Source organism: Streptomyces sp. NPDC058758 (genome assembly GCF_042746075.1).
Lineage (GTDB): Bacteria > Actinomycetota > Actinomycetes > Streptomycetales > Streptomycetaceae > Streptomyces.
The window spans coordinates 74,126-85,412 of the sequence record NZ_JBHYPS010000003.1 but is presented as its reverse complement, the minus strand read 5'-3'; the positions used below and the strand labels follow the sequence as shown (position 1 = coordinate 85,412).

Below are 11,287 nucleotides of genomic sequence, written 5' to 3'. Positions count from 1 at the left end.
ATGACCAGCGATCAGCAAGCGGTCCCGGCGGCCGGCGACGGGCCGGGCCGGGAGGACCGGCGGGTCGTCGTGGTCGCCCTCGGGGCGGTCACCTCGCACGGCGTCGGCGCCGACCTGCTCTGGAAGGGGGTCAGCGCCGGGCAGGTCGCCATCACGGAGGTCCGCGGCCGCTCCATGGAGGGGTACGGGACGACCCTCGGCGGCCAGGTCCTGCCCTACCCCGAGGCCGGCTACGACTACGTGGCGGGCCTGGGCGCCACCGAGCGCGAACCCGCCGTCGACCTCGCGCTCACCGCGGCCGAGGAGGCCATGGCGCCGCACGGCCTGCTCGGCCTCGCCCCCGAGCGCTGGGGGGTCGCCCTCGGCAGCTGCAACGGCGGCACGGTCAGCGGGGAGCGGGTCCTGCGCCGGGCCCACACCGACGACGCCCGCCCCGGCGACGCCCGGCAGCTGCTCCTCGTCTCGCCCCACGGCATCGCCGAGATCCTCGCGGACGCCTTCGGGCTGAAGGGCCCCGTCGTCTCCGTCAACACGGCCTGCGCCTCCGGGGCGCACGCCGTCGCCCACGCGCTGGAGACCATCCGGGCCGGTCGCGCCGACGCCATGCTGGTCGGCGGCACCGACGCCTTCACCGAGACCGCGTTCGCCGGCTTCAGCAGCCTGGAGTCGCTCTCGCGCACCCCGGCCGCACCGTACTCCCGGGACCGCGACGGACTGTCCCTCGGCGAGGGGAGCGGCATGCTCGTCCTCGTCGAGGAGTCCGTGGCGCGGGCCGCCGGCGCCACGGTCCTCGCCGACGTCCTCGGCTACGGCCTGTCCTCCGACGGGCACCACGCCACGGCCCCGCACCCGGACGGCGAGGGCGCCGCGCGGGCGATCCGCGCCGCCCTGGACACCTCCGGCCTGACCGCCGACGACGTCTCGTACATCAACGGGCACGGCACGGGCACGCCGAAGAACGACTCGGCGGAGAGCAACGCCGTCCGGGCCGCGCTCGGCGCCTCCGCCCGGAACGTGGCCCTGAGCAGCACCAAGTCGATGATCGGCCACCTGCTGGGCGCCGCGGGCGCCGTGGAGGCCATCACGACCATCGCCGCCCTGCGCGAGCAGACCGCGCCGCCCACCGCGGGCTTCACCGCGCCCGATCCGCGCTGCGGGCTCGACGCCGTCCCCGGCCGCGCCCGTCCCCGCGTCATGGACACGGCACTGTCGAACAACTTCGCCTTCGCCGGCGCCAACGCCACCCTCGCCCTCGGGCGCCCGGGCGTCCCCCGGCCGAACCGGCCGACCGCCCCGTGGGACGAACGTGTGGTGATCACCGCGGTGGGCGCGCTCACCGCGGCAGGCGACTCCGCCGACGCGCTGTGGGAGGCGTACGGGAACGGGGCCGGGGAGCCGCAGGAGGACGCCGGGGCGCTCCGCTACGCGTTCCCGGCGAAGGACCACCTCAGCCCCCGGGAGCGCCGCCGCGTTGACCGGCTGGGGCAGCTCGCCATCGCCTCCTGCCGCAAGGCGCTGGGCGAGGCGGGCCTGGAGGCGGGCCCCCGGGTCGGCGTGGTGCTCGGCAGCGGGCTCGGCCCGCTCCGCAGCATCGAGGACTTCTTCCGGCCCGTGATGGAGGAGGGCCCGGCGGCGGCCAGCCCCGCCCACTTCCCCAACACCGTCTTCAACGCCGCCGCCGGCCAGATCGCCATGGTCCTCGGCGCGAAGGGCCCCACCTCGACCGCGACCGCGGCCCACGCGGCCGGAGCCTCCGCCCTGTGCATCGCCCGCGACATGCTGCGCACCGGCACCGCGGACGCCGTCCTCTGCCCCGCGGTCGACGACCTCACGGACACCGTGATCGACGCCTACCGGCGGCTGCCGCTGATCGGCGGCCCCGCCGGCCGGCGCTTCCGGCTCACCGAGGGCGCCATCACCCTCCTCCTGGAGCGCGAGTCCCACGCCCGGGCGCGCGGGGCCCACGTGCTGGCGGAGATCACCGGGCACGGCGCCGCGTACGACGCCGTCGGCGCGGGCCGCTGGGACCCCCGGGGCGCGGGCCAGCACCGGGCCATGCGGCTGGCGCTCGCCGACGCGGGCCTGGAGCCCGGGGAGCTGACCGGCGTGTGGGCCAACGCGGTGGGCGTCGCCGCCGTCGACCGTCCCGAGGAGCGGGCGCTGGCCCGCCTGGGCGCGGACGCCCCCGTCCACGCCCCGAAGCGCGTGATCGGCGAACCGGTCGGCGCGGGCGCCCACCTGAACGCGGTCCTGGCCCTCACGGGCTGGTCGCGGGGGCTTCCCGCCGGCCCCGTCCTCGTCAACAGCTCGTCGCTCGGCGGCACCCACATCAGTCTCGTACTGCGACCGGAAAGGCGTTCGTGAGTCATGGCCATCCCCCCTTCCAGAGAAGCCCGGAGCGTGAGCGTCCTCAGCACCGGGGCGCACCTGCCCGGCCCGCCGATCGACAACGAGACCCTGGCGTCGCTGTGCGGTCCGCTCCCCGACGACCTGCTGGAGAGCATCGAGGTGCGGCAGCGGCACTGGATCGTCGACCCGCGCACGGGTGAACACCACTCCGGCACGGCCGAGATGGCGGCGGCCGCGGCCCGGCAGGCGCTGGGGCGGGCCGGTGTGGAGGCGGCCGAGGTCGACCTCCTCGTCATGTCGACGGCGAGCCCCGACAACCCGCTGCCCGCCGCGGCCACCCTGGTCATGGACCGGCTCGGCCTGGAGCGGTGCGCCGTGATGGAGTTCCGGGCGGGCTGCGTCGGCGCCGTGCAGGCCCTGGACACGGCGCGCCGCCTGCTGGCGGACGGCACGTACCGCACCGCCCTGGTCATCGGGGCCGAGTCCATCTCGCCGCTGCTCGCGCCCGTGTACCTGGGCCGCGACCCGCAGAAGGTGCGGATGCGCGACCGGCTCACCGCCCACACCTTCGGCGACGGCGCGGGCGCGATGGTGCTGCGGGCCGGGCCCGCCGGGTCGGCGGCCGCGCGGCCGGGCGTGGACCCGGTCTTCGCGACCGGGTGCCTCGGCGGCGGGCGCAAGCCGGGCATGCTGGTCGTCGGCGGCGGCACGGACACCCCGCTGGCCGTCCAGCGCGAGCGGGCCCGGCTCATGGACATCCGCCTGGACATCAACGGCACCGCCGAGTTCGGTCCCCGGGTGTTCGTCGAGGGCCTCCGCGACATGCTCGAACGCTCCGGCCTGACCGTCTCCGACCTGGACGCCTGCGTCCTCCCGGAGGGCAACGCCGAGTACTTCAGCCGCGAGTTCGAGGAGGCGGGCCTGCCGAAGGAGGACTACGCGGAGCTCCAGAAGAAGATCGTCGAGAACCTGGACGCCGTCGGCGCGACCGGTTCCGCCGCGGTCCCGCTCGCCCTCGACGAGGGGTGGCGGACCGGCCGGATCCGCCCCGGCGACACGGTCATGCTGCTGGCCATCGAGGCGAGCCGCTACCTGTACGCGGGGCTGACCCTGACGTGGGAGGCCGAGTGGCGGGAGGACACCCCGCAGGCCTGACCCCCGCGAGACCGCCCGCCGGCCCGGGAGAAGCTCCCGGGCCGGCGGGCGACGTCCGGCGTCCGGGGGGCCGGATCCTTCCGAACGCCCTTATCGATACCCGCGGTTACAGGCCGATGTCCGGATTCGAACGCCTATGCTGGCCGCCGGTCCGGGTCTTCCCGGGATCCCTGCGACCCCAGGACTTCCGCGTGCTCGACTTCCTGCTGTCCCTGGAGCGGCTGCTCCTCGCCCTCACGATCGGGGGCGGGGTGGTCATGGTCGTGGCGGTCCGTCCCGCGCTCCTCGCCGAACAGGGACCCACCGCCCCGGCGGACGGAGCGGCGATGGCCGAACGGGTCATGGTGAGGGCCTGGACGGGCTACAACAGGGCAGCCCTGGCGGCCGCCCTCCTGGTGCTCCCCCTGGAGGCGTTCCTCCTGCTGGGCGGCGGACAGCGCGCCTGGCTCCGCCTCGCCGGCTGCGCGGTCCTGGTGCTCCTGCTGCTGTGGAAGCTCCGCCTCGACGCGGAGCTGGCCCGCGGGGCGGCCGCGCGGGAGGACCACCGCAGGGGCACGCCCGGCTCCCCCCTGGACCGCTCCCACAAGCGCGTCGAGCGGGCCACGGCGGCCGCCCTCCTCCTGGCCCTCCTCCTGACCTTCTGACGACCGCGACCGGCCCGCCCGGACCGGGCGCCGTCCCCCGGGCGCGCACATGGCGGGTCGGACCTCGGGAATCGGCCGCCTGTCGGAGTGCACGGTGTGCGACGCCTCGAAGCCGCACGTGCTGCCGGACGGCGTGGACCTGCGGATGGGCGCGCTCGTCGAGCCGGTGGCGGTGGGCCGGCACGCCGTGGCGCGCAGCGGCGTCGCGCCGGGCGGCAGCGCGCTCATCGCGGGGGCCGGGCCCGTCGGCATCGGTGCCCGGTCCGCGTTCAGGGCCCGTGGCGTGGAGAGGGTGCTGGTGTCCGAGCCGAGCGCGGACCGCCGCGCCCTCATGGCCGCGCTGGGTGCGCGGGTCGTCGACCCGGTCGGGGAGGACCTCGCCGCCGCCGTCGCCGAACTCACCGGCGGCGACGGCGTGGACGCCGTGCTGGTCACCGTCGACCACCGGCTCGCCCCCGAGCACCCCGACCCGTACCCCGCGGAGGACTGCTACGCCGGACTGCTCTGGACCGCCGCGCACGCCCGGGAACTCGGCAGGGACCCCGACCGGCTGCTCGTCGCCGGCCTGGCCGCCGGCACCGCCCTCTCGGCAAGATGCGGTACATCGCCGCCGCCCTGCTCCTCCGTCTCGCCGACCCACCCGTCCCGCCACGGCCCGGGACGGCATGGCCGGGCCCGCCGGTGCCCCACCGGCGAGTGCCGCAGGCCTCCGGACGCGTCGCCGAGGCACCCGCGCCCGGGCCCGCCCGAAGCAATGAGTCTTTTGACATAGGTATTTCTGCATAGCTAAGGTCGGGGTATGCCCCCGAACAGCGCGTCCCACCAGGACATCGACCGCCTGGCCCTCGGCCTCGCGGCGTGCCTGCCCGCGCTGGCCCGGGCCCTGGAACGGCACGTCGACCGGCACTACCCGCACCCCAGGCCCTCCGACGCCCAGCTCGCGCTGCTGCGGTACGTCGAGACCCACGGCGGCACCACGGTCCGCGAGGCCGCCGAAGCGGTGCGGATGAAGCCGAACAACGTCAGCGCCCTGGTCACCCAGCTCACCGAGCAGGGGCTCCTCGAACGCCGTCAGGACGGCACGGACAAGCGGATCGCCCACCTGCACCTCACCCCGGCCGCGCGGCAGCGCGTCGGCGAGGTCACGCAGCTCATGGGAGACCGCGCCGCGCAGGTCCTGCGGACGATGACCGACGGCGAACTCGACGCCCTCGGCTCCGCCCTGGGCTCCCTCCAGGAGCTCAACGAGCGCCTGCACACCGCGCGCTGACCCCTTTCCGGAACCCCGGAACATCCGGGCCCCGGAACATCCGGGGCCCCGGAGTATCCGAGGCCCCGGAGTATCCGAGCCCCGGAGTATCGGGGCTCCGGAGTCCCGGAGCCCCGACGTGCCCACCGGGCCGCAGCGTGCCCGGTAAGCGCGCCGGGGTCCTCCGCGCCGTTTCCTTCCCGCCAGCCACAGCCGGCCGCCCCCCCCGGGGCGCCGTGCGCCGGCTCGGCGTTTCCTCACGACGCTCACCACGCTCACGACACTCACCACGCTCACCACGCTCACGACGAAAGACCACACCCATGGCCTCCGCCGGCACCCTGGCCGAACCGTCCCACTCCCCGCCCGTCGAGAAGGCGAACGACCGCCGCTCCCACCCGTGGTTGACCCTGGCAGCCGTCGCCTTCGGCCTGTTCATGGTCGGTCTCGACGGCTCCGTCGTCTCGATCGCCAACCCCGAGATCGGCCGCGACCTCCACGCGTCCACCTCCGACCTGCAGTGGGTGACCAACTCCTACCTGCTCGCCCTCGCCGCCGCCCTCATCCTCGGCGGCAAGCTCGGCGACCGCTTCGGCCGCCGCACCTTCTACCTGGTGGGCGTCGCGGGCTTCACCCTCGCCTCGGTCGCCATCGGCCTGGCCGGCTCCATCGAGGGCGTCATCGCCTTCCGGGCCGTCCAGGGCTTCTTCGGCGCCCTGCTGATGCCCAACACCCTGGGCCTGCTGCGCGCGGTCTTCCCGCCGAAGAAGTTCGGCATGGCCGTCGGCATCTGGGCGATGGTCTCCTCGGTCTCCACCGCCCTCGGCCCCATCGTCGGCGGCTTCCTCGTCCAGCACGTCGGCTGGGAGTCCGTCTTCTACGTCAACGCGCCCATCGGCGTCCTCGCCCTCGTCTTCAGCGCGGCCGTCCTGCCGCAGAGCCGCAACGACCACGCCGCGCGGGAGAAGTTCGACGCCCTCGGCGTCGTGCTGCTCGCCGCCGGCCTTCTCGCGCTCGTCTTCGGCGTGGTCAAGGGCGAGACCTGGGGCTGGACCTCCGCCGGCACGCTCGGCGCCATCGGCGCCGGCCTGCTGGTCCTGGTGCTCTTCGGCCGGTGGCAGACCCGGGTCGCCTCACCGCTGCTGCCCATGCGCCTGTTCCGCAACCCGGCCCTGACCATCGGCGCGCTCATCACCGCCCTGAACTTCTTCGTCCTGCTCGGCGTGATCTTCTTCGTCATGATCTACCTGCAGAACGTCCGCGGCTTCACCCCCGTCGAGGCCGGCGTGCGGACCCTCCCCCTCAGCCTCGCCTCCGTCGTCGCCTCCCCGCTCGGCGCCGCGCTCACCGACAAGTACGGCCCGCGCCTCACCATGCCCCTCGGCATGGCCCTCCAGGCCGTCGCGTGCTTCGCCATGCTCACCTGGGACGCCGACAGCGCCTACGGCCTCATGTGGCCGCCGTTCATCGCCCTCGGCCTCGGCGTCGGCATGGTCATGGCCTCCTCCTCCGACGCCATCGTCGGCAACGCCCCCGTCAGGGACGCCGGCGTCGCCGGCGGGCTGCAGGCCACCGCCCTCCAGATCGGGGGCGCCCTCGGCACCTCCGTCCTCGTGTCCCTCATCGCCGGCCGCGTCGGCACCACCCTCACCGGCGAACTCACCTCGGCGGGCGTCCCCGCCCCCGCGGCCACCGCACTGCTGGAGGCCGAGGACGCGGTCGCCATGGGCATCGCCCCCGTCACCGCCGACACGCCCGCGCAGCTCACGGCGGCGATCGTCGAAGGCAGTCACCACGCCTTCATGAACGGCGTCCACACGGCCGTCCTGACCGCGGGAACCCTCTGCGTGGCCGGCGCCGCCCTGGCCCTCGTCGGCGTCCGCCGGCCCCCCGCCCACACCCACCACTGAGGACGGCGCCACCCCACCCGGGTGTGCGCCGACGACGAGCACGCCGAGAACGAGAGGAAGCACGTGCCGCAGCCGGGGAGCCGTCCAGCCCGGCCGGGGCGATGTTCCTCACAAACGCCGGACGGGGGCGTCGGTGTAGGGTCGAGGCCGCCCTTGACCTGCACGAAGCAGGCAGGGAGCCGTCTTACAGGAGTCCAACATGCTGCGCACTCTGTTCAAGTCCAAGATCCACCGCGCCACCGTCACCCAGGCGGACCTCCACTACGTCGGGTCCGTCACCGTCGACGCGGATCTGCTGGACGCCGCCGATCTGCTGCCCGGCGAGCTCGTCCACATCGTCGACATCACCAACGGCGCCCGTCTGGAGACCTACGTCATCGAGGGGGAGCGGGGGTCCGGGGTCATCGGGATCAACGGGGCCGCCGCGCATCTGGTGCACCCCGGCGACCTGGTCATCCTCATCAGTTACGCCCAGATGGACGACGCCGAGGCCCGCGCCCACGTGCCGCGCGTCGTGCACGTTGACGGCGCGAACCGCATCGTGGAGCTGGGTGCCGACGCCTCGGCGCCCGTGCCCGGCAGCGACACGGTGCGTCCGCCGCACGCGGTGCCGGCGGCCGTCTGAGCGAAGGAGCGTGCGGAATGGCGGAGCAGCGGGCGGTCGAGCCGGTCATCCGTGACGTGCGGGAGAAGGGGCGGCTGGAGGCGTACGTCGACGGCGTCTTCGCCGGCGTGATCGTCCACTTCGCCCTCGACGAGGAGCCGCACGCCCTCGTCGTCGTCCACACCGTCGTCGACGCCGACCACGAGGGGCGGGGGATCGCGGGCGCGCTCGTCCGCGAGTTCTACGCGATCGCCGCCCGCGAGGGCGTCCCCGTCGTGCCGCTCTGCCCGTACGCCGCCAAGTGGGCCGAGCGGCACCCCGAGGACGCCCCGCCGCCCTCCGCGGAGGCGGTCCGCGCCGCCAAGAGGCAGCTGGCGGCCACCCCCGGGCTGTGGTGAGGCGCCTCCCGCGCCGGTGACCCGGAGTGGCGCGCACGTGCCGCTCCGGAATATGCGGGCGAAAGGCGGACAGGAGAAGGTGGGGGAAGAACCGGGGGGCCGTCGACCGGGAGGCTGTCATGACCCATCCGTATCCCGACCCGCTGCCGCCGTCGCCGATCCCGCCGCCGGAGCCCTCGCCGCCGCCGGTGCCGCCGCCGAACCCGGTGCCCGCGCCGCCCGACCCCGTACCGCCGGCCCCGCCGCAGCCCGGCGGCCCCGTACCGGCGCCCGAACCGCAGCCGCAGCCCGGCCCCGCCGGGCGCGGCGGCGGACCGTGCGGACCGCCAACGGACCGGTGAGGTACGGAAGTCCGCCTCCGTGGCGGACTTCCGCATCCGGCTTGTCACACAGCGTGCGACCCCCGTAACTTGGACCGCTGTCGCTGTGTTCTAGGGGGGCCCATGGCCGTACGCGGACGTCACCGCCGCCACCAGCCGAGCCGGATCAACCGCGCCTCGCTCACCGTCACCGCCGGAGGGGCCGGCATCGCGCTGCCCCTCATCGGCGCGGGGGCCGCCCATGCGGCCTCGCTCGACGTCTGGGAGAAGGTCGCGTCCTGCGAGTCCTCCTCCAACTGGCGCATCAACACCGGGAACGGCTACTTCGGCGGCCTCCAGTTCAGCCAGTCCACCTGGGAGGCGTACGGCGGCCGCGAGTTCGCGCCCCGCGCCGACCTCGCCTCCAAGGACCAGCAGATCGCCGTGGCCGAGCGGGTCCTCAAGGGCCAGGGGCCCGGCGCCTGGCCCGCCTGCGGCAGCCGCGCCGGACTCTCCCGCGGCGGTCCCGCGCCGGACGACTCCGGCGGCGGCGGGAACGACGTACGGACCGCCTCGCTGCCCGCCCAGCGCGCCTTACCGCGCGAACCGTCCGCGAAGCCCGGTCCGACGACCGTGCCGACCGTCCGCGAGATGTACACCGTCACCCCCGGGGACTCGCTCTCCGCGATCGCCCGCGACGAACGGGTGGGCGGTGGCTGGCAGCGCCTGTACGAGATCAACCGCAAGGTCGTCGGGGACGACCCCGACCTGATCCTGCCCGGCCAGCGCCTCACCCTGAGGATCGCCGCCCCGCCGAGCGCCCGCCCCACCACCCCGGTGAAGCCCCCGCCCAGCGCCCGCCCGACGGCCCCGGCGAAGCCTCCCGCGAGCGCCCGCCCGACGGCCCCCGCGAAGCCCCCGGCGACCCGGGCCCCCGCCGCGAAGCCCCCGGCCGTCAGGCCCGCCGCCGACCGCACGCCCCCTGCGAAGCCCCCGGCCCAGCAGAAGCCCCCGTCGAAGCCGCAGCAGGCGAAGCCGTCGACGCAGCCGAAGCCGAAGCCCCAGCAGGCGAGCAAACCCCAGCCGAAGCCCCAGCCGAAGCCCCAGAGCAAGCCCAAGCCCAAGCCCGCCGCGCCCCGCGAGGACCGCTACTCGGCGCCGGTCTCCGCCGACATCGGCACCCGCTACGGCAAGCCCGGTTCGTCCTGGTCCAGCGGCTACCACACGGGCGTCGACTTCCCCGTGCCCACCGGCACCACCGTCAAGGCCGTCTCCGACGGGAAGATCGTCTCCGCCGGGTGGGGCGGCGCGTACGGCTACCAGATCGTCGTCCGCCACGACGACGGGCGCTACAGCCAGTACGCCCACCTCTCCGCCGTCTCCGTCCGCGAGGGGCAGCGGGTCACCGGGGGGCAGCGCATCGGGCGCTCAGGATCGACCGGCAACAGCTCGGGGCCGCACCTCCACTTCGAGGTGCGGACGGGTCCCGGCTACGGCTCCGACATCGACCCCCTGGCCTATCTCAGGGCGCGCGGCGTCTCCATCTGATCCCGCTGCTCCCGCCGGCCCCTCCGGCCCGGAGGGGCCGTGCGGGCCGGGCCCGTCCGCGCCGGGGCGGGCCAGCCGGTCCAGGGTCAGCTCGACCAGACCGCCCGCCGCGACCGCGCCGCAGACCAGCGCCGCGACCGCGCCGGCCGCCCCGTACCGGAAGCCCTCGCCGAAGAGGGTGAGGCCGACGGTGGCGGCCACCACGGGGTTGACGACGGTGACCGTGGCGAGCGGGGCGGCGAGCCCGGCGCCCCGGTAGGACGCCTGGGACAGCAGCAGACCGGTGACCGCCAGCGCCGACAGGACCAGCGCGGAGCCCCACTCGGCGAGCGGCGCGTCCGCCGTCCACTCCTCCGCGACGGCCTTGGTGAAGACCGACGCCACACCGAAGGCCACGCCCGCCGCCGCGGCCAGCGCCACCCCGCGCAGCGCGGTCCGCCCGGCGAGCCGGGCCAGCGCGAACAGCGCCGCCACCACCGCGAAGGTGGCGCCGGCCAGCAGCCAGCGCTCCCCGGCGCCGGGGGTGCGGCCCTCGCCGCCGGCGGTCACGCTGAGCAGGCCGGCGAGCCCCGCCGTGGCCATCAGCGCCCCGTGCCAGGCCCGCCGGCCCGCCGGGCGCCGGACGAACAGCGCGGCCATCGGCAGCGCGAAGACGATGGTGAGCGCGCCCAGCGGCTGCACCACGCTGAGCGGGCCGTAGGCGAGGGCGACCACGTGCAGGGCCGCGCCCAGCCCGTTGAGCAGCACGGCACTCCACCAGACCGGATTGCGCAGCGGCGCGTAGGTCGGCCCGGTGGCGGCCGCGGCGACCCGTTCCTGCACGATCGCCGCGCCCGCGTAGGCGACCGCGGAGACCAGCGACAGGAGGACGGACAGCAGGAGGGGGCTCATACCCTCCACGATCGCTCCCCGGGCCGTTCCCGTCGTCAGACCAGGGAAGGCCTTCACCGGTACCGCCGACGCAGTACGCGCCCTCCGCGTACGCCGGGAGTCGTACGCCATCGCAGGTCAGAGCGGTGGGAAAGGGGTCGAAACGGCCGCGCGGAGCGGTACCGGCACGGCTCCGCGCGACCGGGCGCGCACCACAATCCGAGCCAGTCGCCGCCCCCACCGGTCCACTTTGGCCCGGAA

At 75.5% G+C, this 11,287-nt stretch carries 10 protein-coding genes; 9 read left to right on the top strand and 1 reads right to left on the bottom strand.

All coding sequences use genetic code 11. The features are described from left to right. The 9 genes from ACFW6A_RS05155 (at position 1) to ACFW6A_RS05115 (ending at position 10,156) form a co-directional block, all read left to right on the top strand. Complete coding sequence (locus tag ACFW6A_RS05155; protein ID WP_351856076.1) at positions 1-2,364, top strand: beta-ketoacyl-[acyl-carrier-protein] synthase family protein; 2,364 nt, start codon at positions 1-3, stop codon at positions 2,362-2,364. 36 nt (positions 2,365-2,400) lie between these two features. Beyond that, complete coding sequence (locus tag ACFW6A_RS05150) at positions 2,401-3,504, top strand: 3-oxoacyl-ACP synthase III family protein (RefSeq protein WP_351856073.1); 1,104 nt, start codon at positions 2,401-2,403, stop codon at positions 3,502-3,504. A 191-nt stretch (positions 3,505-3,695) separates the two neighbouring features. Continuing rightward, the gene (locus ACFW6A_RS05145; RefSeq protein WP_386638736.1) at positions 3,696-4,148 is read left to right on the top strand and encodes a hypothetical protein; all 453 of its coding nucleotides are present in this window, start codon (positions 3,696-3,698) and stop codon (positions 4,146-4,148) included. Positions 4,149-4,242: 94 nt separating this feature from the next. Further along, a complete protein-coding gene (locus ACFW6A_RS05140) occupies positions 4,243-4,920 on the top strand; it encodes an alpha/beta hydrolase fold domain-containing protein (RefSeq protein ID WP_386638733.1) in 678 nt (225 codons plus the stop codon). A 27-nt stretch (positions 4,921-4,947) separates the two neighbouring features. Next, positions 4,948-5,418, top strand: coding sequence for a MarR family transcriptional regulator (locus ACFW6A_RS05135; protein ID WP_351854195.1), 471 nt, complete (start codon positions 4,948-4,950; stop codon positions 5,416-5,418). 302 nt (positions 5,419-5,720) lie between these two features. Then, on the top strand, positions 5,721-7,307 hold the full coding sequence (locus tag ACFW6A_RS05130) for an MFS transporter (RefSeq protein ID WP_386638730.1): 1,587 nt from the start codon (positions 5,721-5,723) through the stop codon (positions 7,305-7,307). A gap of 199 nt (positions 7,308-7,506) precedes the next feature. Further along, complete coding sequence (gene panD / locus ACFW6A_RS05125) at positions 7,507-7,932, top strand: aspartate 1-decarboxylase (RefSeq protein ID WP_351109463.1); 426 nt, start codon at positions 7,507-7,509, stop codon at positions 7,930-7,932. Between the two features lie 17 nt (positions 7,933-7,949). Beyond that, on the top strand, positions 7,950-8,309 hold the full coding sequence (locus tag ACFW6A_RS05120) for a GNAT family N-acetyltransferase (protein ID WP_351854190.1): 360 nt from the start codon (positions 7,950-7,952) through the stop codon (positions 8,307-8,309). A 443-nt stretch (positions 8,310-8,752) separates the two neighbouring features. After that, a complete protein-coding gene (locus ACFW6A_RS05115) occupies positions 8,753-10,156 on the top strand; it encodes a transglycosylase family protein (protein ID WP_386638728.1) in 1,404 nt (467 codons plus the stop codon). Here the strand turns inward: ACFW6A_RS05115 and ACFW6A_RS05110 are convergent. Then, entirely contained in the window at positions 10,037-11,047 is a 1,011-nt protein-coding gene (locus ACFW6A_RS05110) for a DMT family transporter (protein ID WP_386638725.1), read from the bottom strand. The two genes, ACFW6A_RS05115 and ACFW6A_RS05110, sit on opposite strands and share 120 nt — an antisense overlap. Between the last annotated feature and the right edge of the window lie 240 nt (positions 11,048-11,287).